This window comes from Amycolatopsis sp. MEPSY49 (assembly GCF_051337345.1).
GTDB lineage: Bacteria > Actinomycetota > Actinomycetes > Mycobacteriales > Pseudonocardiaceae > Amycolatopsis.
The window spans coordinates 71,006-95,488 of record NZ_JBDLYJ010000021.1; the positions used below are offsets into that span (position 1 = coordinate 71,006).

Sequence of the window (24,483 nt, forward strand, 5' to 3'; positions counted from 1 at the left end):
CGGCGATCTTCTTGCCCGGATCGGCCGTTTCCCGATACCTTTTCGCGGGCAGGGAAAGGAGCGGCCATGAACCAGCCGGTCATCGCCGTGACGGACCTCGCGAAGACCTACGGCGAAGTCACCGCGCTCGCCGGGATCAGCCTCAGCGTCGCCCGCGGCGCGGTGCTGGCGGTCCTCGGCCACAACGGCGCCGGGAAGACCACGCTGATCGACATCCTCAGCACGCGCGTCCGGCCGAGTGCCGGCAGCGCCCGCGTGTGCGGCTACGACGTCGTGCAGCGCGGACGCGCGGTCCGGCGTCGGATCGGGGTGACCGGGCAGTTCGCCGCGGTCGACGACGCGCTGTCCGGGCGCGGGAACCTCGTGCTGATCGCCCGGTTGCTGGGCGCGAAGCCGCGGCAGGCGCAGGCGCGCGCGGCCGAGCTGATCGCGTCGTTCGGCCTGGAGGACGCGGCCGACCGGCCGGCGGGCACGTATTCCGGGGGCATGCGGCGGCGGCTGGACCTGGCCGCGGGCCTCGTCGGCGCGCCGCAGGTGCTGTTCCTCGACGAGCCGACGACCGGCCTCGACCCGGTCAGCCGGTCCGGGCTGTGGTCGGTCGTCGAAGGCCTCGCCGCGCGGGGCACGACGGTCGTGCTGACCACCCAGTACCTCGAAGAGGCCGACCGGCTGGCCGACCACGTCGTCGTCCTCGGGTTCGGCCACATCACGGTGTCGGGGACGCCGTCGCAGCTCAAGGCGCGGCTCGGCAACCGGACGGCGACGCTGACGTTCGGCACCGAACTGGCGCTGCGGCGCGCGGTGGACGCGTTGGCGCGCCTGGGGCTGGCGGCCGGCCGCACCGGGCTGGTGCTGTCGGTGCCGCTGAGCGGCCCGGGCGACATCCCGGTGCTGGTGCGTGCGCTCGACGCGGCCGGCGCGCCGCTGCGCGACCTGACGGTGACCGAGCCGACGCTCGACGACGTCTACCTTTCGCTGCACCGGACGGCGGTGGCGTCGTGACGCAGGCCCGGCACCACGCGGCGGTGGCCGCGATCGCCGACCCGGCGGCGTGGCCGGAATCCGGCTTCTGGACCCAGGTTCGCGTACTGGCGGCTCGTTCGCTGCGCACGGCGTTCGGCGACCGGCGGCTGGTCTTCTTCGGACTGTTGCAGCCGGTGGTGCTGCTTCTGTTGTTCAGCCAGGTGTTCAGCGGCGTCGGGGCGCTGCCGGGGGTGGCGGCGTACCAGGGTTACGTGAACTTCCTGGTGCCGGCGACGTTGGTGAACATCGCGATGACGACGGCGATGAGCTCGGGCGCGGGGCTGCTGGCCGAGATCTACGGCGGCTTCACCGGCCGGCTGCGGTGCCTCCCGATCTCGCTGTTCTCGGTGCTGGTGGCCCGCACGCTGGCGGATTCGGCGCGGCTGGGGGTCCAGCTGGTGGTGACGGCGCTGGCGAGCGTGGTGTTCCTGGGGTTCCGCCCGGCGGGCGGAGTCCTCGGCCTCGGGCTCGCGTTGGTGTTGACGTTGGTGGTGGGCTGGTGCCTGAGCTGGGTGTTCGTGGCGATCACGACCTGGCTGCGCAAGGCGGAAACGCTGCAGGCGGCGTCGTTCGTGGTGATGTTCCCGCTGATGTTCTCCTCGAGCGCGTACATGCCCTTGGACACGATGCCGGCGTGGGTGCGCGCGGTGTCGGCGGTGAACCCGCTGACGTACGCGATCGACGCGACGCGGGCGTTGGCGTTGGCCCGCCCGATCGGCTGGTCGGTCCTGACGGCGTTGGTGATCGCCGCGGTGGCGGCGGTGGCGGGCTCGTTCTTGGCGGCCCGCACCTTCCGCAACCGCGCTTAGCCCAGCGCCTCCAGGTGCGTGGCCGCCTCTTCCGCGCCACCGGCAGCCTCGAAAGACTCGCGGATCTTTGCCGCGCCCGGCCGGAATGCCTCGGCCGACTCGATCGCCTTGCGGATGTCCGCCGCCTTGGCACGGTCGAACCGGATCCGGACGCCCGCGCCGGCGGCCGTGACCTGCTGGGCCAGCATCGACTGGTCGTCCCGGATCGGGGCCACCACCAGCGGCACCCCGGCCGACAGCGCCTCGCACACCGTGTTGTGCCCGCCGTGGCAAACCACCACCGACGCCTGCGAAAACACCGCCACCTGCGGAATCCGGCGAGCCAACGACACGTTCTCACTGACCAGCCCACCGGAAGGGTCCACGACGAGCCCCTGCACGGAAGGCATCCCGGCCAGCGCGTCCACGCTCTCGGCGAGGAACCGCGCCCCCGCCGAAGCATTGGACGTGCCCAGCGTCACCACGACCAGCGGCCGATCGTCCACAGGAGACCATTCGCCCGAAGCCGCGGGCAGCGCCGGGCCGACGTACGACACCGGCACCGCCAGCCGGGAGTCGCCGGCCAGTGCCCGGGTCGTGAACGCCAGCACCAGGTGCGGCGAAAACCGCAGGTCGCCGAGCAACACGCCGTGACGGGCGCGCAGCCCGGCCTGCAATCGACCCACCCAGGACGCGATCTTCGGCAGCGAGCCCAGCGGGTCGGCCAGCTCGGTCGACGTCGACGCCGACGTCGCCCACGGCAGCCCGCACCGCGCGGCCACCAGCGCTCCCGCCATCGCCTGCTGGTCCGCCACCACCACATCAGGCGCAAAAGACCGAACCGCCGAGGCCACCCCCGGCACCATCGCGTCCGCCAGGGGAACCAGGTACGACTCCCACAGGTACTTCAACGCGGCGAACCCGCGCAGCTCAGGTGGCCGCAGCGCCAGCGAAAACGGCCCCGAGTCCCCAGCCGGGAAGACCGGACCGGAGACCAAAGTGGACAGTTCCGGGCACGGACCGCACCAAGCCACCTCGTGGCCCCGCGCGGACAGCACCGAAGCCACCCCGCGCAACGGCGCCACGTGCCCGGCCAGCGGCGGCACGACCAGCAGGAACCTCACGCCGCGTGCCGTTCGACCCACTTGAGCACCAGCTCGCGCACCTCCCGGTGCTGCTCCACCAGCACCGAATGCCCCTGCCCCTCGAACACGTGCAGCTCGCCGTGCGGCAGCATCGACGTAAGCGCTTCGAGGTCGTCGGCCTGGTAGCCGTGACTGCCCAGAATGGACAGCACCGGGCAGCCGATCGCCGCCACCTGCTCCCACGTCAGCAGCGGCCCGAGCGGTACCTCTTCGGCCATCTTCGTCGACGTGATCCGCTCGGCCGCCATCCGCGCGAGGCGCCGGTGGTGGGCGCTGAAGTTCGCCTCGATCCAGTCGAAGCTCGCCTCCACCTGCAGGAACTTCACGGTGTGCGCGAGGATCTGGCTCATCTTGTCCGCCCACACCTCGGTCGCCGGCTCGGACTCGATGCACACGATGCTGCGGACCCGGGACGGATTGGCCACGGCGTAGCTGTAGGCGAGCGTCCCGCCGAAGCTGTTGCCCACCAGGTGCACCGGCCGGTCGACGCCGAGCTGCCGCAGCAGGTCGTCGAGGTCGGCGACGAAGTCCCCGAGCGTGTAACCGCGCTCCGGGCGCTCGGTCTTGCCGTGCCCGCGCAGGTCGTAGCTGATCACGTCGATGCCGGCGGCCGCGACCGGCGGGGCCAGCGTCAGGTAGAAGCTGGCCAGGCTGTCGGTCCCCATGCCGTGCAGGAACACCACGGTCTCGGTGCCGCCGGCGGGCACGAGCTGCACGTTGGTGCGCAGCCCGTTCACGGTCATCGTGGGCACGTGCGCTCCCCCACGAACCGGGCGATGTCGCCGACGGTCAGCCCGATGACGTCGTCGAGGTCCTTCTCCGCCAGGTACTCGGCGAGGTTGACGTCCGCGCCGAAGTGCTCGGCGAGGATGCTCGCGAAGGTCACCAGGTCGATGCTCTCCAGCTGCAGGTCCTCGTGGAACGTCGTGCTCGGCGTGATCTCGATGCCGAGCACCTCGACGTCGCCGGTGAGCTGGGTCAGCAGCTCGGCGACGACGTCGAAGACTGCGGACGCGTGGTCGATGGTCATGGCGTGCTCCTGAGTCGTGCGGTGGCGGTGTCCCCGGACAGTTCGACCGTGACGGCGAAGTCCGGGAGTGCGCGGCCGCGGCCGGACACCCGGCCGTCGGCGTGGACGCGGATTTCCGCCGGGTAGACGGGTTCGGCGAGCCGGGCCCGGACGGCGTCCTTCGCGGCGATGCGTTCGAGCAGCCAGCCGCGAGCTCGGCGCGGGGGCACGGCGGCGAACTCGGCGCGTTCTTCGGCGCTGAGGTAGACGCCGGCGTAAATGTCCCGCGCGGCGACCGTCGGCCAGCGGTCGGTGACCGCGACCGAGCCGTCGTCCCGCCGCTCGGACAGGAGGTTCTCCGCCGGGAACGCGTAGACGCGGTGGGCCGCGCGGTCGCAGGGGAACCGGACGTCCCGCCAGCCCTCGATGCTGGCCAGCACCCGCCCGTCGCGCACCAGCTCGGCGGCCATTTCCAGGACGTCGGGCCGCGGCAGCCGGACGCGCACGAGGCACTCGAGCCGCGTGCCGGGCTCGGGTTCCGGCCCGTGCCAGGTGAGCCTGCCGATCGACCGCGGGAAGGCGAGCAGGCCGTCGGGCCGGGTGGCCATCAGCCAGCAGCCGAGCAGCTGGCCGACGTTGTCGAGCAGCCCGCCGGGCGCTTCCGGGACGACCAGCTCGCCGCGGATGTGCTGCTCGCCGAGCCCGGTCAGCCGGGCCAGACCCTGGTACGAGGGCCCGTGGAACATCTCGCGCCGCGCGTAGATCTCGGCCGCGCTCAACGGGGGCGCGGTCTCCGGGCCGGGCACCGCGGTCCGCGACGGCGGCGGCGCGTACGTCCCCAGCTCGACGGTCATCAGCGCGTACGGTCCGATCTCGACGGTCACGCGGTCACCCTCGCGGCTCATCACCAGCGGCACCCGCTGCGCCGGGGACGCGATGAGCCACCGCGAGAACACCGCGTCCCGCACCGCGACCGCCGTCGTGCCCGGCCAGGCGCGTTCGACGGTCCGGCAGGCGAGGTCCACCAGCGTCGTCGCCGGGACCACCGGCCGGGAGTCGGACTCGTCGGGCCAATCGTCCCGCTGCCGGAAGAACCGGTGGTCGCGCAGGTACGGCATCGCGGCCAGCGAGACGTCCACCGTGGACTCGACGCGTCGGCGCGCGGCCGCCGCGACGACGTCCGCCGCGGTCTGGCGGGTCTCGGTGAGCAGCGCGGTGAACTCGGCGACGATCGCGTCCGGCACCCCGGCCGGCAGCTCCGGCACCGCGCGGTCGTCGAGCAGGCCGCGGGCCGATTCTCCCAGTGACAGCAGGGAGTTCCCGGTGCGAAGCCGGATCCGCCGCGGTTCGAGCGCTTCGAAGTCCGGGCTGCCGCCTTCCACCCACCACGCGGTCGCGACGCGGCGCAGCTGCGCGAGCCCGGACCGGGTGCCGGACGCGGCGGCGACGACCAGGTGCCGCCGCTCACCGAGCGTGTCGGTGACGTACGAGCCGAGCTGCCCGGCGCCGACCTGCACGAACGCGCGGAACCCGGCGTCGTGCAGCGCTTCGGTCAGCGCGCGGAACCGGACCGGGCGGATCAGGTGCACGAGGTACAGCTCGCGGACCGCGTCCGGCTCGGCCGGGTACGGCCGCGCCGTCGTCGCCGACCACACCGGCAGCGCGGGCTCCCGCAGGTTCAGGTCCGCGGCGAGCCGGGCGAACGGCGCGAGGTACGGCCGCATCAGCGGGGTGTGGAAGCCCGACCGGAACGGCAGCGTCCGGGCCACGATCCCGAGGCCGCGGCAGGTCTCGCCGAACTTCGCGACGGACTCCGGCGGGCCGCACACGATCGTCTGCTTCGCCGCGTTTTCGTGCGAGACGACGAGGTCGTCCGGCAGCAGGCCGGCCACGCGCGCGGCCGGGCAGCCCAGCACCAGGTAGTCCGCGTCCGGCAGCTCGAACCCGTCGGGCCAATACCGTTCCAGCAGGTCCGGCACCGCCCGGTACATCCCGGCGGACTGCATCGCGGTCCACTCGCCCACGCTGTGCCCGGCGAGCGCGTCCGGCCGGATCGCCAGCCGCCGCAGGGCCTGGTCGAGCAGCAGCCCGCTCGCCGACACGCTCGCCGCGCGGTCGAGCACGCTCGCCGTCGACCACTGTGGACGGTCCAGCCCGAAGTGCTTGGCCACGTCTTCGATCCGTGGCTCGGCGCCGTCCTCGAGTCCGGGATGGACGAACGCGACCTTGCCGGCCGGCAGCAGCGGGTCGACCGAGCACCAGACGTCGCCGCCGCCGTGCCACGACCGGCCCTCGGCCGCCACCTTGGCGAGCACCTTGCGGGCCGTGACCAGCTTGCGCTCGTCCGGGCCGACGATCCCGATCCGGCAGGGCCCGTCGCCTTCGCCGGGCCGGTCGAGGCGCTCCAGCAGTTCCTCGGGCGTGTTCGCGGCCAGCCGCAGCACGCGTTCCGGTTCCTCGACGCGCACCCGCCGCCTCGGCGCCGGGTCCCCGGCCTCCAGCACGACGTGCGCGTTGACGCCGCCGAAGCCGAACGCGTTGACCGCGCCGACCCGCGGCAGCGTGCCCCACTCTTCGGCCTCGGCCAGCACGCGGAACCGCGTCTTGTCCAGCAGCGGGTTCGGGTCGGTGCAGTGCAGCGTCGGCGGCAGCACCCCGTGGTGCAGCGCGAGCGCCACCTTGACCAGGCCGGCGACCCCGGCCGTCGGCAGCGTGTGCCCGATCATCGACTTGACCGAGCCGATCACCGACCGCGCCCCGCCGGCCTGGCCGAAGACGTCGGCGACGGTGGTCAGCTCGGCGGCGTCACCGGCGGGTGTCGCCGTGCCGTGGGCCTCCAGCAGGCCGATCTCCGCCGGGTCCCGCCCTTCCCAGGCCCGCCGCAACGCGAGGGTCTGACCGGCGACGGACGGGCTCAGCAGGCTCGCGCCGCGCCCGTCGCTCGACGTCCCACTGCCACGGATCACGGCGTACACGCGGTCGCCGTCGCGTCGCGCGTCGGCCAGCCGCTTGAGCACGACGAGCGCGGTGCCCTCGCCGATGAGCATGCCGTCGGCCACGCGGGAGAGCGGGCTGATCCGCTGGCTCGGCGACAGCGCGCCGAGCTGCGTGAACAGCGACCAGAGCGTGTCGTCGTGCGTCTGGTGCGCCCCACCGGCGAGGACGACGTCGCAGCGGTGCCGGGTCAGCTCGCCGATCGCCTGGTCGACCGCGACCAGCGAAGACGCGCACGCGGCGTCCACCGTGTACGCCGGGCCGCCGAGGTCGAGCCGGTTGGCGACGCGGGCCGCGGCGAGGTTCGGCACCAGCCCGGCGGCGGTCTCCGGCCGGAACTCCCCGAGCGGTTCGAGCAGCGCCGTCCGCAGCCGGTCGAGGACGTCCGGGCCGGCCGACGGCAGCAGCTCGCCGACCGTGCGGGTGATCTGCCGGACCGTGCGGACCCGCTGGTCGAAGCCCTGCAACCCGGGTGAGAGGTAGCCGCCGCGGCCGAGCACGACGCCGATCCGTTCGGGGTCGCCGAGCCGGCCGAGGCCACCGGCGTCCTCGACGGCGTCGACGGCGACGGCCAGCGCCGTCAGCTGGTCCGGCTCGGTGCCTTCCAAGGACGTCGGCGGGACGCCGTGGGCGATCGGGTCGAACTCGATGAGGTCGGGCGCGAACCCGCCGCGACGGCCGTGGGTGCGGTCCGGCGCGGTGCCGTCGTGGCCGTGGAACTCCGGGTCACGGCGGTGCGCCGGGATCTCGGTGACGGCGTCGACGCCGCCGACGAGGTTGCGCCAGTACTGGTCCACTGTGGACGCGCCGGGCAGGAACACGCCCATGCCGACGATGGCGACCGGCTCCTGGCTCACCACAGCGACGCCGTGTAGAGGACGGCGCGGTCCGTGCCGTAGGCGAGTTCGCGCAGCAGGGCGGCGGTGCCCGCGTCCGCGTCGAGCAGGCTGATGTCCCGGCGCTCGTACTCGCGCGCGAGTTCCGGGGACACCATGCCGCTGTGGTCGGCCGCGGGTGCCCACGGTCCCCAGTGGACGGTCACGGCCCGGCCGGGCCGGCTCTTCGCGAGTGCTTCCAGGGCGTCGTTCGCGGCGGCGTAGTCCGTCTGGCCGCGGTTGCCGAGCACCGCGGCGATGCTGCCGAAGAACGCGACGAACCCGGGTTCGGCGTCGAGCGCGTCGAGCAGGACCCGCGCGCCGTCCACTTTGGTCTCGTACACGGTCCGGAACGACGCCTCGTCCTTGTCCGCCATGAGCTTGTCGTCGATGACGCCGGCCGCGAACACGACACCGTCCAGGCGGCTGGGCAGGTTCTTGACGAGGCGGCGCACGGCGTCGGGGTCGCGCACGTCGAGCGAGGTGTAGCCGGCTTCTCCGCCCGCGGCACGGATCTCGTCGAGGGTGCGGCCGATCTCGCGCTGGGCCAGGACGGTCCGCACGCGTCGTTCGATCTCGGCGACCGAGCCGCCGCGCCCGGCCAGCACCGCGCGCATCGCCGTGGGGTCTTGCGGCAGGTCGTCCGGCTCGCCCGGCCACGGCGTCCGCCCGGCGAGTTCGAGCCGGCAGCCGGAGGCGGCGAACGCCACCGCCGTGCGGGCGGCGATCCCGCGCGCCCCGCCGACCAGCAGGACGACGGAGTCCGGGCCGAGGCCGAGCGCGGCGAGTTCCCCGCCGCCCGGCCCGGCGCCGGAGTAGGCGATCGACGGGAGGTCCGCCGGCCGCGGCTCGATCGTGAAGCGGCCGGTCTCGTCGTGGCCGACCACCGAGGGGCCGTCGCTGAGGGCCTCGTCGACGAGGGTTTTGGCGACGTCTTGCGTGACCTCGACGAGCCGCGTCACGCCGCCGCGTTCCAGCGCGGCCGAGCGGACCAGGCCGCGCAGGCCCGGCGTGCCCGGCTTCGCCGCGACGAGCACCGTGCCCTTGGCGTTTTTGAGGCGGGTGAACACTTCCGGGACGTCCGAGGCGAGGATGACGGTGATATCGGCGTTCTCGGTGACGATCTCGGCGCCGGCTCCGATGAACGCGGCGCGCACGGACTCGTCGTCGCCGATGATCGCGACGGACTTGCCGCGCAGCCGGCCGGGATCGGGGTCGAGCGGCACGGGCACCCGCTCGAGCCGGTACCGCGTGGGCGCGGCCGCGGCCGGCGTCGGGTTCAGCCAGCCCTCCAGGTGCGCGGTCAGGGCGTTCGCGGTGCGGTCGCGGCTGAGCTGGTCGGTGCGGTCGTCGGCGGGGAGGCCGAGGCGGCCCAGCAGCGTCCCGGCGATCTCGGTGCGCTTGATCGAGTCGATGGAGAGGTCGGCTTCGAGGTCGAGGTCGCCGGCGATCATCTCGGCCGGGTAGCCGGTGCGTTCGCTGATCACGCCGATCACGGTGGTGAGGACGTCGGCTTCGGGCTCCGGTTCGGGCTGTCGTTCAGGTTGCGGTTCCGGAATCCGGACGGGCTCTTGGCTGACGGGGACGGGCGCGGGGGCGCTGCCGAGGTAGCCGAGCATCACCTCCCGCTGCGCGGCGACGAGTTCGCGGGTGGTGCGCAGGAAGTCGACGACGGCCTGGTCGCGGCCGGGAGCGGGCTGGGTCATGGCGGAACTCCGGATTCGTCGGGCCGGGGGCAGGGCGGGCGCTTCGGCGCCGGGGGCGCGGGCGGACCGCCCGTCGACGGCCCAGGCGGTCGGGGCCGGTGCCGGGCGGCTGTTCCTGGTAAGGCGTTCGGTGCGGACGTCGACCCCGGCGTCGGCGAGTTTTCGCAGCGCGGTCAGGAAGGCGGTGAGGCCGGGACCGCACGCGACGACGGTGTGCGGGCGGTCGCCGAGGATCTCCTTGACCAGCCGGGTGAGCACGCGTCCCGGCCCGACCTCGACGAACGTCCGCGCGCCGGCGTCGTACATCGCTTCGATCTGGTCGAGGAACCGCACGGGCGCGCCGATCTGCGCGGCGAGTTCGCTCTTGACGTCGCCCGCGTACGGTTTCGCGGTGCGGTTCGACCACACCGGCAGCCGCGGGGCGAGGATCGGTTCCCGGGCGAGTTCGTAGGCGAAGAGGTCCCCGGCCTTGGCGACCAGCGGGCTGTGGAAGGCGCAGGCGACGGGGATCCGCTGGGCGCTGACGCCGATCTCGCGCAGCCGCCGGATCGCGCGTTCGACGGCCGCGACCGGTCCGGAGAGGACGACCTGTTCGGGCGCGTTGTGGTTGGCGACGACGACGTCCGGGCCGATCAGGGTGGGGGTTAGCCGATCCCGCGGTGCCTTGACGGCGGCCATGGTCCCGGGCTCGGCGACGTCGGCGATGGAGTTCGCGCGGGCCCGGCTGAGGCGCAGGAGGGTCTCGGTGTCGAAGGCCCCGGCGACGGAGAGCGCGACGAGTTCGCCGTAGCTGTGCCCGGCGAGGAAGTCCGGCCGGACACCGGTTTGTTCGAGGAGCTTGGCGACGGCGGTTTCGACGAGCCCGAGCGCGGGTTGCGCCACGCGGGTGTCGGTGAGGGCTCGTTCTTGGGCTTCGGTGCGGTCGAAGGCTTGTGGGGGAAACGCTTTCGCGGCGACGTCGGGGGCGAGGCGGAGGTAGTCGGCGAGTTCGGGGAAGTGGACGAAGAGCTCGGCGAGCATGCCGGTGCGCTGGCTGCCCTGGCCGGGGAAGAGGAAGGCGACCTTGCCGGGATGGGCATCGGCCCGCGCCGGCCGCTCGGCCACCGCGCGCTGCAGGTCCGCCAATGCCTCCTCGGCCTCCGGGGCCCAGTCCCTCAACCCGTGCCGCCGATCCGGGGCCACCGGGCCCGCGCCCAGCACCGCGTGGAAGTTCGTCCCGCCGAAGCCGAACGCGCTCACCCCCGCCAGCCTCGCCGGCTCTGCCCAGGGCCGGGCCGAAGTCGTGAACGTGAACGGGCTCGTCTCCGCCTCCCACGCCGCGTTCGGCGCGGTCAGGTGCAGCGTCGGCGGCACCACCTCGTGCCACAACGCCAGCGCCGCCTTGATCAGCCCCGCCAGGCCCGCCGCGCACTTCGTGTGGCCGATCTGGCTCTTCACCGACCCCAGCACGCACGATCCCGGCGCGGCCCCCGCCGCCGAGAAGAACCCGGTCAGCGTGCGCAGCTCGGTCGCGTCGCCGACCACCGTGCCCGTTCCGTGCGCCTCCACCAGCCCGACGTCCACAGGGGACACACCCGCGTCGCGGTAGGCCCGTTCCAGCGCCCGGTGCTGTCCCTCCGGACGCGGCGCGGTCAACCCCAAAGCCTTGCCGTCGCTCGCCGCGCCCACGCCCTTGACCACCGCGTAGATCCGGTCGCCGTCGCGTTCGGCGTCGGACAGGCGCTTCAGCACCAGGCACGCCACCCCCTCGCCGAGCGCGATGCCGTCGGCCGCCGCGTCGAACGGGCGGCAGCGGCCCGTCGGCGACAACGCGCCCGCCGACGTGAACATCAAGTAGTCGTGGATGCCGTTGTGCAGGTCGACCGCGCCGCACAGCACCAGCTCGCTCGTCCCGGCGCGCAGCTCCTTCAAAGCCAGGTCCAGCGCGGCCAGGGAAGAACCGCACGCCGCGTCCACCGTGTAGTTCGCGCCGCCGAGGTCGAGCCGGTTGGCGATCCGGCCGGAGATGACGTTGGCGAGCGTGCCGGGGAACGTGTCCTCGGTCGGCTCGGGCAGCTGGGCGAGCAGCTCCGGCGGTACCTCGTCCAAGTAGCCGTCGAGCAGCGAACGCAGCGTGCCCGCGTTGGCGAGGTCGCCGCCCGCCTCCGCGCCGAACACGACGCTCGTACGGTCCCGATCGAACTCCCGCGAGGCGTACCCCGCGTCGGCCAGCGCCCGCCGCGCGGTTTCCAGCGACACCAGCTGGGCCGGGTCGATGCTGCCCATCGCCGACGGCGGGATGCCGTAGTCCAAGGGATCGACCGCCACCGGAGGCAGGAACCCGCCCCACTTCGACGTCGACTGTCCGAAGTAGACACAGGGATCCCACCGCTCCGGCGGGACCTCGGTGACGGCGTCCTCGCCGCGCAGGACGTTCGACCAGAACGCTTCCAGGTCCGGTGCCCCGGGGAACGTGCAGGCCATCCCGATGACGGCGATGTCCCGGCTGCCCCGCGGCTCCGGTTCCGCCTGCCGGGAAAAGGTTTTCCCCGACGTGACTTCCCGGTGCAGCTCGGCGATGGTCGTCCTTCGATCGCGCAGCACGGCGACCTCGCCGGCCATGAACATCCCCTCGGCGAGCTGGGTCTCTTCGTCCAGCGGGGAGCCGTCCCGGCGGACGCCCTTGCTCGCGACGCGCAGCCGTCCCGTGTTCAGCTCTTCCAACCGCTGCCAGGCTTCCTGCGCGGGCACGTCTCGCAACCCGGCTTTGACCTGCTCGAACTCCGCCGTGTACGGGCTCGGCAGGCAACGCGTGCGGTGGCCCGGCGCGGTTTCGAGGGTGACCGTCGTGTCGGCGGCGAGCGCCCGTTCCTGGAACAGCCCGGTGATCGCGCCGTGCGCCACGGCCTCTTCGGTGAACAGGTAGGCGGTGCCCATCAGGACGCCGACCGCGTCGAGCGGCGCCGCCATCGCGGTGACCATCGCGGCGGAACGGGCGTCGTGGATCCCGCCGGCGAAGAGCACCTCGACGTCCTTCGCCGCGCCGAGCACGGCCAGTTGTTCTTCCCACAGCTCGAAACTCGACCGCGGGCCGACGTGCCCGCCGCACTCGGCGCCTTCGAAGACGAACCGGCGGACTCCGGCTTCGAGGTACTGGCCGAGCAGGATCGGCGAGGGCACGTGCACGAACGTCGCGATCCCGTCGGCTTCCAGGGCCTTGACCTGACCCGGTTTCCCGCCCGCGATCAGCACGCACCGCGGCCGGACGGACCGGATCGCGGCGAGCTGCCCCTCGCGCAGGTCGTCGGGCACGAAACCGAGGATCCCCGCGCCCCACGGCCGGTCGCCGAGCCGCTCGGCGGTGCGGGTGAGCAGGTCCGTGGTGCGCGCGCCGTTCGACGTGGCCACGGCGACGAACGGGAACCCGCCCGCGTCGGCGACCGCGGCCGCGAACCCGGGCTGGTCGCTCACCCGCGTCATCGGGCCCTGGACGACCGGCAGCGCGCTGCCCAACGTCCGGCAGAGCCGATCCGACGACGTCACCGCCGGGACCGGGGCGCCGGCCACGCGGCGGACATCCGCTTCCACAGTGGACTCGAGGAGCACACCCGCCGCGCCGCCGGCGACCGCACCCACCGCCGTCCGCGGCCCGGCAGCGCGACCCCACACCGGGACGTCGAACCGACCCAGAAGCTGTTGCAGCAGAACGAAGTCGCTGAGTTCGCCGCCACGGGCGAGAAGTCCCAGCGCGCCGCCCGCGACGGCCTCCGCCGCCGTGGCGACGTCGGACACCTCCGCGAGCGCGCCGGTCCAGGGCGCCGTCGTGCGGACGGCGAAGGCGGCACCCTCGGGCACCGGGCCGTCCGTGCGCACACCGTAGGGCACCCGGACCCGCGCCGCGACGAGCCGGAGCGCGGCCGGATCGGCGCCGTCGAGGATCCCGAGACCCCCGCCGCGCGCGACGGCGGCCACCGCGCCGGGGTCGCCGATGCCGAGGCACCGCAGCCGTCGAGCGTGCGACGGCGGGACGAGCTCGGCCATCGGCGGACCTCCTGTGCGGGTGGGGTGATCTTCACGAGACCAATCACAGGAATAACGCACCAGGCCCGGAAAAAGCAATACTCGTGCTAGGGTGAGAAAGTGCGCAACACCGCATGATGAACGCTCTGACCAGCACTTTTATCATACGGCTTCTAACCGGAAAATACCATTCACTCACCTGCGTAACAATGGCTCGAAAAATACGGGAGCCCACGTGGAACTGACCGGACGGGTGGTCGTGCTGACCGGCGCGGCACACGGAATCGGGGCGGCGATGGCCCGTCGCTTCGCCGCGGACGGCGCGGCGGGGGTCGTCGTGTCCGACCTCGACGCGGCCGGCGCCGGCCGGGTGGCGGACGAGATCGCCGGCGCGGGCGGGCGCGCGATCGCCGTGACCGCCGACGCGACGTCCAAAAAGGACCTGAAGACGCTGGTCGCGGCGGCGCGCGCCGAGTTCGGCGAGGTGGACCTGTTCTGCGCCAACGCGGGCGCGGCCTTCGGCACCGGCGTCCACGCGGCGGACGAGCAGTGGGCGAAGTCGTGGGAGATCAACGTCATGCAGCACGTCCACGCCGCGCAGGTCGTGCTGCCCGCGATGCTCGCGCGCGGCGAGGGCTACCTGCTGATCACGGCGTCCGGCGCCGGCCTGCTCGGCACGCCCGGCGACGCGCCGTACTCGGTCACCAAGCACGCGGCCGTCGGCCTCGCCGAGTGGCTGGCGATCACGTACCGGCCGCGCGGGGTGCGGGTCAGCGCCCTGTGCCCGCTCGGCGTCCGCACGGCGCTGCTCGAACCCGGCATCGCGGCCGGGCACCCGGCCGCGCTGGCCATCGCCGCGGCGGCGCCGCTGCTCGAACCCGAAGACGTCGCCGAGGCGGTCGTGGCCGGGCTCGGCAAGGAGGAGTTCCTGATCCTGCCGCACGCTTCGGTGCGGGAAGCGTTCCTGCGCAAGGCCGGCGCGGTCGACGCGTGGATCGACGAGATGGCCGTCCAGGGAGGCTGAGGAGTGGAGTACCGCAGGATCGGCGCGAGCGGGCTCGCCGTGAGCGAGATCGCCTACGGCAACTGGCTGACACACGACGCGCCCGGCTGCGTCGCCGCGGCGCTGGACGCCGGCGTCACGACGTTCCACACCGCTGCCGCGTGGGACGGCGGCGCCGCGGAAACCGCTTTCGGCGAGGCGTTCGCCGGCGTGCGCCGCGACGAACTCGTGCTGTGCACCGGCGTGTTCTGGCCGGAGGGCCCCGGCCCGAACGACGCCGGGCTGAGCCGCAAGCACGTGATCGCGTCGCTGGAGGGCTCGCTGCGGCGGCTGCGCACCGACCACGTCGACGTCTACCAGCTGCTGCGCTTCGACTACCGGACCCCGGTCGCGGAAACGTTCCTCGCGCTCTCGGACCTGGTGCGGCAGGGGAAGATCCGGTACGTCGGCACGGCGGAGTGGACGGCCGAGCAGCTGCTGCAGGCGCATGAGGCGGCCGAGCGCTACGACGTCCCGCTGATCAGCAACCAGCCGCACTATTCGATGCTGTGGCGGGTGCCCGAGGCGCAGGTGATGCCGGTGGGCGAGCGGATCGGCGTCGGGCAGTTCGCCTCGCTGCCGCTGGCGCAGGGCGTGCTGACCGGCAAGTACCGGGACGGGCGCGTCCCGGCGGGCTCGCGCGCGGCCGGCAAGCCCCACGCGCGGCCGCTGCTGATGCCGGAACTGCTGGAGCGGGTCGAGATGCTGCGCGGCGTCGCCGACGACGCCGGACTGACGATGGCGCAGCTCGCGCTGGCGTGGACGCTGCAGCACGAGACGGTCGCGTCGGCCGTCATGGGCGCGAGCACGCCGGAGCAGGTCACCGAGAACGCGAAGGCCGCCGGCGTCCGGCTGGATCTCGACGTCCTGACCCGCGTCGACCACCTGCTCGGCAGCTTCGTGCAGACGGACCCGCGGCTGGTGTGGTCTCCCCCGGCCTTCTCAGCCTGAGCCGAGGCAGACGAACGGACGGCGGAACGGGTCGACGGCGATCGCGTCGGCCAGCGCGAGCGCGGGGCTGTCGCGGACGGCCAGCGCGCGGTAGTAGTCGTCCATCGCGGCCGCCGAGGCCAGGTCGCCGACGCGCGACAGCGGCGCGATGACCGTGCGGGAGCCGCTGGCGAGCAGGGCGCTGGCGAAGCCGAGGGCTTCGTCGCCGGGCCGGATCCGGTTGAGCGCCAGCTCGCACGCGGCGAAGACGACCTGCCGCGGCGGCTGCCGCAGCCCGGCCATCTCGTGCCCGAACAGGGCGCCGTCGGCGAGTTCGAGCCGGGAGAACAGCGCGTTCTCCGGCTCGTGCGCGCCGTGCGCGGCGAAGTGGGCGAGCTTGGCGCCGTCCATCGCGCGCAGCACCGACTTCACGGTGGCCTTGGCGCCGGTCATGGTCGTCGCGGTGCGGTAGTGGGTGGTCAGCTTCTCCAGCTCACCGCGCGCGCCGGCCAGGCCGGGCCCGCGCACGAGCACGATCTTGCGGGCGCGCGGCGACTTGGTCAGCTCGGCGGCGAGCCAGGCGGTCGCCGACGGCGCGACGACGGTCGGGCGCCCCCGCAGCCCGGGCAGGACGCCCCACGGCACGGCGTAGAGCGGCCCGGTCGGGACGATGACGAGTTCGCGGTCGCCGATCGTGTCGGCGAGGGGCTGGATGAGCTGGGCGTCGAGCTTGTCGGCCTGCTTGCGCGCCGACGCCATGACGACCTCGGCCAGCCGTTCGGGCAGGTTGTCGGGCGCGAGGGCGTCGAGGTCGACGTTGAGCACGCGCGCGGACTCGGCGGCGGCCCCGGCGGAGCCGAGCCGCACGAGCCGGCACTCGCCCCCGGCCACGACGACGGCGACGAGCTCGTCCCCGGAAGCGGCGAAGCTGACCATGGCCCGGTCGCCGAGCCGGTCGAAGACCTCGTTGAGCCCGGCCACCGGCCGCGGCCGGCCCCAGCGCCCGGTGTGCCAGCCGAGCCGCTGTGCCTCGCGCAGGCGTTCGTTGTACTTCGCGCGCAGGCCGGCGATGGGGTGACCGTCGTGCTGGGCCTCCTGGATGGCCTGCCCGAGGCCCCGGACTTCGGCGACACGCGCGGCGAGCTCGGGATCGGTCCCGGCGGACAGCGGTTCGTACCGGTAGGTCTGCGCGCGAGTCCGTTCGAGCCAGACGAAGAGGCGCCGGGCGTCGTTGCGTTCGAGCACGAGCTTGACGGCGAGGTCGGCCAGTTCCTGGCCGTGCAGAGCGGTCCCGGAGACGAGGTCGAGCCCGCCCATCCGGTCGCGGACGGCATCGAGTTCGGTGAGGCCCGAGCGGATTTCGGTCAGCGCTTTGGCCCGGCTCCCCTGCGCGACGGCCAGCTCGGCCCGGCAGAGACGGCGCAGCATCCGGTAGTCGATGGGGGTGAGCTGCCCGGGGCGGGGGACCTTTTGGAGGGTTTCGGTGGCGCGCTTGAGGTTGCCGCGGCGGATGTCGAGGCGGACGGCCAGCATGCGTGCCGTGGCGGCCTGGTCGGCCAGGCGCGGCAACTGCATCTTCTCCGCGGCCCGCAGCGCCCGCGTCGGCAGGCCGATCGGCACCTCCCCGCCGCGCAGGGCGTCCCGGGTGTCGGCTTTGAGGCCGATGACCGTCGCGTTCGCCAGGCAGGTCTGGCACCCGACCCGCTGCAGCCGCCGGCGTGCGGAAGCCGCGGTCTCCCGGGCGAGGTCGAGGTCGTCGGTCATCAACGCGGCGGTGGCGCGGTGCAGCTCCACGGTCGCCAGCTCCCGGGCGACGCTGACCTCTTTCTCCATCACCACCCGCACCTCGTCGAGGTGGTCGCTGGCTTCTTCGGCCAGCCCGGCGGCGAGCAGCGCCTGGGCTTGTTCCCGCCCGAGCACCGCCGGCGCGTCCGCGCCGATCGCGCGGTAGGTCCGCTCGCTCTCCTCGAACAGCCGCAGCGCCTCCGGCACGTCACCGGTCCGCAGCGCGAGGGTGCCCAGGTTGCGCCGGACGTCCCCGGCGAGGGCGTGCAGCTCGTACTTCTCGGCGAGCTCGACCGCCCGGGTGAGATCGTCGCGGGCTTGGCCGACGTTGCCGAGCAGGGTGTGCACCCAGCCGCGGGACGACAGGCTCAGCACGTAGGTGCCCATGAGCGAGCCCGGGTCCTCGGCGCGCGCGAGGCGGTACTCCTTGTGCTCGAGCGCCGCCTCGAAGTACTTGAGGCTGTCCTCGTTGCGCCCGACGGTCTTCAGGCGCATCGCGTAGTTGTGGTTGAGCGCACCGCTCAGCTCGGCGTGCAGCAGGGGCTCTTCCACGGCGCTGATCAGCAAGCGCACGTCATCGAGACCGGCCAGGCCCGCGGCGACGTCACCGCTGATCTCCGATCGGAGCGCGACCAGCAGGCTCGACAGGCGGATCCTCGCGACCAGCCAGTCGCTGCGGTGTTCCTCGGCGACGGGGTGCACCGCGTCGAGGAGTGCCATGCCGCGCTTGAGCAGGCGGACACCTTCATGGAAGCGAGCCACGCAAGAAGCGTCGGACGCCGCTTGCTGGAGCGCTCGGACCCTCTCGATGGCCTCGACCGGGTCCAGGTTTGTCACAGGCACTCTCCTATGACAGCACAGTCCGTAGCAGAAAGAAGCCCGCCTACCGGCAGAAGATCGGCAGGCGGGCGATCACGAATCGGTGAAGCTCGGTCTCCTACTCGTAGCAGCTGCCGCTGCACTCGATGTGGACCGGGTGGTCCTTGTGAACCTTGCCGTCCTCGTCGGTCCATTCGACGACGGGGGCCGGCTCCTCGGTCGGCTCCGGAGCTTCTTCGGGCTTGGTGTCCGTGGGCGTCGACATGGTCGATCTCCTCTCCCCTGGGGATCTGCATGGGGACGCTGACCGTGACGGTGAGTCCCCCTCGCGGGGCCCTCTCCCCGCGAACGGCCCAATAGTTGCACAACGGAGCATTGATCGGGAGGGTTTTCGCTACGGAAAGTCAGTCCGACGTCCGTGATCAGGCGAAACGTCCCGCTTGGAGCGTCCTAACGAGTGAACTCTGTAACGACGTCCATTGGGGACGTGCATCCGGCTGGGTGGCGGAGCGGCGGCGGAGCCGTCCGGGGTGACGTGTTGGTCCGGGCGCGGAGTGCGACTCCTGCAGTCGCCGCTCGAGCCGGGCTGGCCGGGTTCGGCCAGGGGTTGACCGGTTCCGGCCAACCCTGCCAATCGGAGCCTCGGCCGAGAACCCAGCCGAGGCCGCCCGCGCCGGCTTCGCCGGACCGGAAGCGCTTGCCCGCACAGTCCGTTGTGGACAGTCAGCCTCGCTTTGCCGTCACCGCGCGGTGAATCGCGCCCACCAGCCGCACGTTCTCCGGCGCGGCCCCGCCCGGGAACGCGAACCGGCGGCGGTTGTACCCGTACGCCAACCCGCTCCGAGGATCGGCGAACGCCTGGGATCCCGCGGCGCCGCTGTGCCCGAACGCCCCCTGCCCCAGTACCGGATAATCATCCGACACCACCGCGAACCCGAGGCCGAAAGCGTTGTGGTTGCGGGTCGACAGGTCGTCCCCCACCGAGTGGATCTGCGCGAACTCGGCCGCCGTCTCGGGGTTCAGCAGCTCGGTCGCCGCCACGTACATGCCCGCCAATCCGCGCGCCGAGGCCACGCCGCCCACCGAAGCCGGGCTCAAGCGGCGGACCACCTTGAGGTTCGGGAGCTCCCAGAGCTCCGGCGCCTTCGGGTGGTTACGGTTGAACGCGATGCCCGTGATGCTGTCCGCGCCCGTCGCGCCGGCCTCCAGCTCGGCCAGCTGCTCCGGCGTCGGCAGCATCGGCTGCGTCGTCAGGAACCGGGGCTCCAGCTCCTCCGGCAGCCCGAGGTAGAAGTCCAGCCCGAACGGCTTCCGGACGCGCTCCTCGTAGTGCTCCTGGATGCTGCGGCCGGTCACGCGGCGGACGACTTCGCCGGTCAGCGCGCCGATCACCAGCGCGTGGTAGCCGAACGCCGTGCCCGGCCGCCAGTACGGCCGCTGCGGGGCGAGCCGCTCGGCGATCACGCGGTCGTCGGCGAGCTCTTCGGCCGTGAAGCCGTCGTCCGCGCCGACGACGCCGGCGCGGTGCGCGAGCAGCTCCCGCAGCGTGATCGCGGCCTTGCCCGCCGCGCCGAACTCCGGCCAGTAGTGGCTGACCCGCTGGTCGAGGTCGAGCACGCCGTCCTGGACGAGCAGCGCGACCACCAGGTGCGCCGCGCCCTTGGTCGAGGAGAACACGCCGGTCAGCGAGTCGGCCGTCAGTTCGGGGCCGGTCCACAGGTCGACGACGCGCTCGCCGCCGACGTGCGCGACGAGCTGGGCGGCGTAGTCCCCGCCCTCGTCGATCGCGACGGCGGCGAACTCCTCGCGGACGGCCTCGAACCCGTCGGCGACGGTCCCCTGGATGTGCTCGGACGACATGGCGGCTCCCTCAGTGATCTTCAGCCTGTGTCCTGGGATCAACCCGCGCGGCTCCGCGGTATTCCGCGTAACGCCGGGGCGGCCGGCCGGGATGTCTTCGGTATGGGGGAACCGACCGAAACCACGCGGCCCGGCCGCGGCCTGGCGATCGCGTCGCTCGCGATCGGCGCGTCCGGGCTCACGCTGGCCGTCGCGACGTGGGCCGCCTGGCTGATCGTCCGCCCGCCGGTCGTGACGGCCTGGACGTTCTCCTGGGTCGCGCAGGCCTTCGTGCTGGTGCTCGGCGCGCTGTGGTTCGCGCTGCTGCCGATCAGCGTGCTGGCGCTCGTCTTCGGCGTCCGCGCCGGTGCGCGCACGCGGCCCGGCCCGGGCCGGATCGGCGCCACGCTCGCCGTCCTCACCGCGCTGCTCGCGTTGTCGGGGGCCGCGGTGTTCGCGACGACGTCGTGGCGCGGCGTCGGCCCGCCCGTCGCCTACTTCGACACCCAGAACGGCCCGGCCCGGTAGAAGTCCCGGGCCGGCGGGTACCACCGGACCATGAAGCTGACCTCCACCGTGCTCGGCGCGCCCGACCCGCGCGCCCTCGCCGGGTTCTACTCGAAGCTGCTCGGCTGGCCGATCAAGACCGACGAGCCGGAATGGGTGACACTGCGCCCGGACGACGGCGGCGCCGGGCTGTCCTTCCAGCTGGAGCGCGACCACATCGCGCCGGTGTGGCCGCCGGCCGGCGGCGCCCAGCAGATGCAGCTGCACCTCGACATCGAGGTCGACGACCTCGCCGCGGCTACGGCGGAAGCGACCGCCGCGGGCGCCGTCGTCGCGGACTTCCAGCCCCAGGACGACGTCCGCGTCTGCTTCGACCCGGCCGGGCACCCCTTCTGCCTCTGGACGCGTGAATGACGTGACGCCCCGCGTTCGCCCGGTCACAGGATCCGCTATGTTCGGCTGAGGTCCTGTTTCCGGCGAACGGAGTTGAGTCCTGTGGGGGTGCACCGGATCTGGCACCACGGACTGGTCCCCACCGAGGGAAAACGCCCCCTGGACGCCTTGCGCAGCAGGCTCATCACCCGCCAGCGGCAGCACGACGACTACACGGTCGCCGACCTCGGCTCGTCCGACGACGGCGGATCGCGCCGCTGCGACCTCAAGTTCGGCTGGACGGACGGTCGCGGCCGCTACTCCGTTCAGGTATTGCTTTCCCTGTGCTACCACGCCGGCGAGGACCGCGTCGCGTGGCTGCTGGCCGCCGCGTGCACGCGGCCGTGGCGCAGCTGCCACGAAGCGCCGGCGCAGCGGATCGGGCTGGAGGAGCTCGGCGCGAGCGGGAGTGACGAGATCCCGATCGAAGCCCCGGTTCTCGCGATGCGCGGGTGGTCTCGCAAGGAGTGCGACCGCGTCGCGGAACTGCTGGGCGAGGCGCTGGTGGCGGACTGGCGGACGTCGGCGGTGCTGGTGCTCACCGAACCGCCGACGGTCCCGGTCGACGGCTGGCCCGGTCTGGTCAACGTGTTCGACGTCGACGACCGCTTCCGCCGCACGCTCAACCAGCACGTGCCGCTCGGCTACGAGGTGCCGCAGGGCGCGCGGCTGTACGCGCCGCTGTGCGACCAGCTCCCGGACTACGTCGAGACCGCGAGCCCGGTGTCCGGCGAGGCGCTGCAGGGCGCGATCACGCGGCTGCTCCAGACGCGCGGCCGGACGCCGTTGCCCGCGGAATGGGCCGAGGTGCCGAGCGTGCAGGCCTGGTACGCCGCGGACCCGTTCGACGCACCGGTTCGGGAACCGGACGCCGGGCTGACGGAGAAGCTGGACCGCGCCGAGCGTGAGCTGGCCGAGGCGCGGGGCGTGATCACGATCCTGCGCAAGAAGGCGAAGGCCGACGCCGAGGAACGGAACCGGCACGCGGGCGAGGCGAAGGCGCTCCGCCGCCGTCTCGACGAGCTGTCCGCGGTCGACGTCGGGTGCCTGCGGACGCAGCTCGCGCAGTTGCAGGGGGCGGTGGACGACTACGCGCGCGCGTTCGAGGAGACCGAAGCCGAGCGCGACGAGCTCAGACGCGTGAACGGGCTGCTGGCGGGCACGCTGGCCCGGTTCCACGACGCCGACGACGAGGTCGCCGCCGCCGAGCGGCCGCCCGAGGAGTTCCCGAGCTTCGCCGAGCTGATCGGCGCCGCGTCGGCGACGCTCAAGCACCTCGCGATCACGGCCGAGCCGGCGCCCGCCGCGATCCTCGACCACCACCCGAAAGCCACGGCGTGGCGCCGCAAGGCGTGGGACGCACTGCGCACCCTCGACGCGTACGCGTGCGCGCGCACGACGTTGCTCGACGCGGGCCAGGACCCCGGGCCCGAGCTGTCGGACGTGCTCGCGTTCGCCCGCACCGGCCAGCCGGGCTCGCTGATCAGCGCCAACATCATCGCCCTGGCGGAGTCGGACACGGTGACCACGAACGAGCGGCTCCGCCAGGCGCGCACGTTCCGCGTCGACCCGCGGACGAACCCGGCGGGCCGTGATTACTTCGGCGCCCACATCGCCCTGGAACGCTTCAAGGCACCGGCACCGCGGCTGCACTTCCTCGACGACACCGACCGCACGGGCACGGTGTACGTCGGGTACCTCGGCGCCCACCTGCCGACGTCGAAGACCAACTGAGCGAGAATCGCCCGCATGACGGAGACGAAGTACCTGGCGTACTGCTGGATAGCCCGCGGCGACCGGGTGCTGTTCCTCCGGCGCGCGCCGGGCGTGTTCCTTTCGGGACGGTGGGAGCTGCCGGGCGGAACGGTGGAGCCGGACGAGGACTTCGAAGCGGCGGCGATCCGCGAGGTGGTGGAGGAGACGGGGTTGAAGGTCCAGGTGACGGGCGAGCTCTCCCGCACCGCCTGGCCGGACGTGGCGGGGCGCGCGATGGAGATCCACGGTTTCGTGTACACGGTGGAGGAGGACGGCGCGGGAGACGTCGTGCTCAATCCGGAGGAACACGACGACTTCGCTTGGTTGACCACGGAAGAGGCGCGGAAGCTGGAGATGGCGCAACACTTCCGCCGGCTGCTCTGATGGGAGCTTCCATTCTTCACGTCGGCTGCGCGATGTGGACGCACAAGGCGTGGCCCGGGCGGTTCCTGCCGCCGTCGCTGCCCGCGAAGGAGCGCCTGCGGGCCTACGCGGGCTGGTGCAACGCGGTCGAAGGCAACACCACCTTCTACGCCACCCCCTCCCGCGCCACCGTCGCGACGTGGGCGGAGCAGACCGGCCCGGATTTCCGGTTCGTGGTCAAGGTGCCCAAGCTCGTCACGCACGAGCGCCGGTTCGCCGGGGTCGAGATCGAGATGCGCGCGTTCCTGGACGCGCTCGAGCCCCTCGGCGACCGGGCGGTGCTGTGGACGCAGCTGCCCGCCTCGTTCGGGCCGTCGGACGTCGACGCCCTCGGCCGCTTCCTGCGCCGGCTCCCCGCCGACCGCCGGCGCGCGGTGGAGGTGCGCCACCCCGGGTTCTTCACCGACGCCGGCTCGACGTCACTGCTGGAGGGGGCGCTCGCCGCCGCGGACGCCGAGTGGGTTCCGTTCGACACCACGGTGTTCTTCCAGAGCCCGCCGGCCAGCGAGGCCGAGCAGGACGCGTGGGCCAAGAAACCCCGGCTGCCGCGCCGGACACGGGCACTGACCGACCGGCCGATCGTGCGTTATCTGGGCCGGGACTCGGTCGAGGAGACGGTCAAGGGGTGGCGGCCGTGGGTCGAGGTGGTCGCCGGTTGGCTGCGCGAGGGGCGATCGCCGACGGTTTTCGTGCACACGCCGGACAACGTCGACGCGCCGGCGCTGGCCCGCCGGTTCCACGAGGAGGTGCGGGCGCTGGTGCCCGGCCTCGACGCCTTGCCCGAGCCGGAGCCGGTCGAGCCCGCGACGCTGTTCTGAGCGGGATCACGCGGCTGTTCCATACCCGATCGCAGGCCGGCCCTCGACGTTCAGGCGGGCAGCACGAGTGGCTCGACCCCGCCTCCGGGCTCGCGTCGAGGGGAGACTTTCCGATGCCTGATCCGCCAGCCCTGACTCGTGCGCACGAACTGATCCTCGTAGGTGAAACTGGCAACCGAACCATCTTGGTGCACGGTCATGCCTTTCGACCATGCCCGCGCGCCGTCGCCGTCTTCACCGACGACGACGTTCGTGACGTGGATGGCAAGCACAGTGCCCGGGGCCCGTCGATGCGCGACAGCGATATACGCGTCCAGACGCGACCGGGATGAATCGTCGGCCGGTACCGGTCGCAGACCGAGATCGCTGACGTCAACCTCGAGATCGGGTGTGAACACCTCGTCGAACCGGTCATAGCTACCGGCGTCACAGAGGTGACCGTGGAGCGCGATCACCTCGTGGATTTCCAGACGGTCGCCGACGCTCAAACCCATCCCCACCCCCGTTGACCCGGTGCCGCCTCGGCCGAGGCTAGCAGCGCGACAGGACATGTCGCACTCTCCTCGGCACGAGAGCGCGTTCGGGGTCGACGCG

18 protein-coding genes are annotated in these 24,483 nt (G+C 72.9%); 9 read left to right on the forward strand and 9 right to left on the reverse strand.

Features of this window, described 5'->3' with window-relative positions:
- Window positions 1–66: 66 nt before the first annotated feature.
- Both ABFJ78_RS47230 and ABFJ78_RS47235 read left to right on the forward strand, forming a co-directional pair.
- On the forward strand, window positions 67–1,002 hold the full coding sequence (locus tag ABFJ78_RS47230) for an ATP-binding cassette domain-containing protein (RefSeq protein ID WP_436394023.1): 936 nt from the start codon (window positions 67–69) through the stop codon (window positions 1,000–1,002).
- Window positions 999–1,832, forward strand: coding sequence for an ABC transporter permease (locus ABFJ78_RS47235; protein ID WP_436394024.1), 834 nt, complete (start codon window positions 999–1,001; stop codon window positions 1,830–1,832). The genes ABFJ78_RS47230 and ABFJ78_RS47235 overlap by 4 nt, the downstream gene beginning before the upstream one ends.
- Here the strand turns inward: ABFJ78_RS47235 and ABFJ78_RS47240 are convergent.
- Genes ABFJ78_RS47240 through ABFJ78_RS47260 form a run of 5 tightly spaced genes read right to left on the reverse strand, consistent with a single transcriptional unit; the run spans window position 1,829 to window position 13,560 of the window.
- Entirely contained in the window at window positions 1,829–2,935 is a 1,107-nt protein-coding gene (locus ABFJ78_RS47240; protein WP_436394025.1) for a glycosyltransferase, read from the reverse strand. The two genes, ABFJ78_RS47235 and ABFJ78_RS47240, sit on opposite strands and share 4 nt — an antisense overlap.
- Complete coding sequence (locus tag ABFJ78_RS47245; protein WP_436394026.1) at window positions 2,932–3,708, reverse strand: alpha/beta fold hydrolase; 777 nt, start codon at window positions 3,706–3,708, stop codon at window positions 2,932–2,934. Before ABFJ78_RS47245 ends, ABFJ78_RS47240 begins: the two co-directional genes overlap by 4 nt.
- Window positions 3,696–3,986 carry an acyl carrier protein gene (locus tag ABFJ78_RS47250; protein ID WP_436394027.1) on the reverse strand — a complete coding sequence of 97 codons (291 nt, stop codon included), beginning with the start codon at window positions 3,984–3,986 and terminating at the stop codon, window positions 3,696–3,698. The genes ABFJ78_RS47245 and ABFJ78_RS47250 overlap by 13 nt, the downstream gene beginning before the upstream one ends.
- Complete coding sequence (locus ABFJ78_RS47255; protein WP_436394029.1) at window positions 3,983–7,819, reverse strand: beta-ketoacyl synthase N-terminal-like domain-containing protein; 3,837 nt, start codon at window positions 7,817–7,819, stop codon at window positions 3,983–3,985. The genes ABFJ78_RS47250 and ABFJ78_RS47255 overlap by 4 nt, the downstream gene beginning before the upstream one ends.
- Window positions 7,813–13,560, reverse strand: a complete 5,748-nt coding sequence (locus ABFJ78_RS47260; protein ID WP_436394030.1) for an SDR family NAD(P)-dependent oxidoreductase — start codon at window positions 13,558–13,560, stop codon at window positions 7,813–7,815. Before ABFJ78_RS47260 ends, ABFJ78_RS47255 begins: the two co-directional genes overlap by 7 nt.
- A 214-nt stretch (window positions 13,561–13,774) precedes the next feature.
- Here ABFJ78_RS47260 and ABFJ78_RS47265 point away from each other — a divergent pair, with 214 nt between their 5' ends.
- Both ABFJ78_RS47265 and ABFJ78_RS47270 read left to right on the forward strand, forming a co-directional pair.
- Entirely contained in the window at window positions 13,775–14,563 is a 789-nt protein-coding gene (locus ABFJ78_RS47265; protein WP_436394031.1) for an SDR family oxidoreductase, read from the forward strand.
- Window positions 14,564–14,566: 3 nt separating this feature from the next.
- The gene (locus ABFJ78_RS47270; protein WP_436394033.1) at window positions 14,567–15,532 is read left to right on the forward strand and encodes an aldo/keto reductase; all 966 of its coding nucleotides are present in this window, start codon (window positions 14,567–14,569) and stop codon (window positions 15,530–15,532) included.
- Here the strand turns inward: ABFJ78_RS47270 and ABFJ78_RS47275 are convergent.
- The 3 genes from ABFJ78_RS47275 to ABFJ78_RS47285 form a co-directional block, all read right to left on the reverse strand.
- Window positions 15,524–18,133: a CHAT domain-containing protein gene (locus ABFJ78_RS47275; protein WP_436394035.1), complete on the reverse strand. Its 2,610-nt coding sequence runs from the start codon at window positions 18,131–18,133 to the stop codon at window positions 15,524–15,526. The genes ABFJ78_RS47270 and ABFJ78_RS47275 overlap by 9 nt on opposite strands.
- A gap of 100 nt (window positions 18,134–18,233) precedes the next feature.
- Complete coding sequence (locus ABFJ78_RS47280) at window positions 18,234–18,380, reverse strand: hypothetical protein (RefSeq protein ID WP_436394036.1); 147 nt, start codon at window positions 18,378–18,380, stop codon at window positions 18,234–18,236.
- A gap of 458 nt (window positions 18,381–18,838) precedes the next feature.
- Window positions 18,839–19,975, reverse strand: coding sequence for a serine hydrolase domain-containing protein (locus ABFJ78_RS47285; protein WP_436394037.1), 1,137 nt, complete (start codon window positions 19,973–19,975; stop codon window positions 18,839–18,841).
- A 102-nt stretch (window positions 19,976–20,077) separates the two neighbouring features.
- Between ABFJ78_RS47285 and ABFJ78_RS47290 the strand changes: the two genes are divergently transcribed.
- The 5 genes from ABFJ78_RS47290 to ABFJ78_RS47310 all read left to right on the forward strand — a co-directional run bounded on the left by ABFJ78_RS47290 (window position 20,078) and on the right by ABFJ78_RS47310 (window position 23,889).
- Complete coding sequence (locus ABFJ78_RS47290; RefSeq protein WP_436394038.1) at window positions 20,078–20,482, forward strand: hypothetical protein; 405 nt, start codon at window positions 20,078–20,080, stop codon at window positions 20,480–20,482.
- 30 nt (window positions 20,483–20,512) lie between these two features.
- Complete coding sequence (locus ABFJ78_RS47295; RefSeq protein WP_436394040.1) at window positions 20,513–20,875, forward strand: VOC family protein; 363 nt, start codon at window positions 20,513–20,515, stop codon at window positions 20,873–20,875.
- Between the two features lie 81 nt (window positions 20,876–20,956).
- A complete protein-coding gene (locus ABFJ78_RS47300; protein ID WP_436394042.1) occupies window positions 20,957–22,627 on the forward strand; it encodes a hypothetical protein in 1,671 nt (556 codons plus the stop codon).
- A gap of 15 nt (window positions 22,628–22,642) precedes the next feature.
- Window positions 22,643–23,032: an NUDIX domain-containing protein gene (locus tag ABFJ78_RS47305; RefSeq protein WP_436394044.1), complete on the forward strand. Its 390-nt coding sequence runs from the start codon at window positions 22,643–22,645 to the stop codon at window positions 23,030–23,032.
- Window positions 23,033–23,064: 32 nt separating this feature from the next.
- Window positions 23,065–23,889, forward strand: coding sequence for a DUF72 domain-containing protein (locus ABFJ78_RS47310; RefSeq protein WP_436394104.1), 825 nt, complete (start codon window positions 23,065–23,067; stop codon window positions 23,887–23,889).
- 50 nt (window positions 23,890–23,939) lie between these two features.
- Here ABFJ78_RS47310 and ABFJ78_RS47315 read toward each other — a convergent pair whose 3' ends face one another.
- Window positions 23,940–24,383 carry a nuclear transport factor 2 family protein gene (locus tag ABFJ78_RS47315; RefSeq protein WP_436394045.1) on the reverse strand — a complete coding sequence of 148 codons (444 nt, stop codon included), beginning with the start codon at window positions 24,381–24,383 and terminating at the stop codon, window positions 23,940–23,942.
- Window positions 24,384–24,483: the final 100 nt, after the last annotated feature.

What these genes read in the sequence shown, in the direction of transcription:
- ABFJ78_RS47230 (WP_436394023.1), top strand. Translation starts at nt 67, where the DNA reads ATGAACCAGCCGGTCATCGCCGTGACGGACCTCGCGAAGACCTACGGC.
- ABFJ78_RS47250 (WP_436394027.1), bottom strand. Translation starts at nt 3,986, where the DNA reads ATGACCATCGACCACGCGTCCGCAGTCTTCGACGTCGTCGCCGAGCTG.
- ABFJ78_RS47260 (WP_436394030.1), bottom strand. Translation starts at nt 13,560, where the DNA reads ATGGCCGAGCTCGTCCCGCCGTCGCACGCTCGACGGCTGCGGTGCCTC.
- ABFJ78_RS47280 (WP_436394036.1), bottom strand. Translation starts at nt 18,380, where the DNA reads ATGTCGACGCCCACGGACACCAAGCCCGAAGAAGCTCCGGAGCCGACC.
- ABFJ78_RS47285 (WP_436394037.1), bottom strand. Translation starts at nt 19,975, where the DNA reads ATGTCGTCCGAGCACATCCAGGGGACCGTCGCCGACGGGTTCGAGGCC.
- ABFJ78_RS47290 (WP_436394038.1), top strand. Translation starts at nt 20,078, where the DNA reads ATGGGGGAACCGACCGAAACCACGCGGCCCGGCCGCGGCCTGGCGATC.
- ABFJ78_RS47295 (WP_436394040.1), top strand. Translation starts at nt 20,513, where the DNA reads ATGAAGCTGACCTCCACCGTGCTCGGCGCGCCCGACCCGCGCGCCCTC.
- ABFJ78_RS47305 (WP_436394044.1), top strand. Translation starts at nt 22,643, where the DNA reads ATGACGGAGACGAAGTACCTGGCGTACTGCTGGATAGCCCGCGGCGAC.
- ABFJ78_RS47310 (WP_436394104.1), top strand. Translation starts at nt 23,065, where the DNA reads ATGTGGACGCACAAGGCGTGGCCCGGGCGGTTCCTGCCGCCGTCGCTG.
- ABFJ78_RS47315 (WP_436394045.1), bottom strand. Translation starts at nt 24,383, where the DNA reads ATGGGTTTGAGCGTCGGCGACCGTCTGGAAATCCACGAGGTGATCGCG.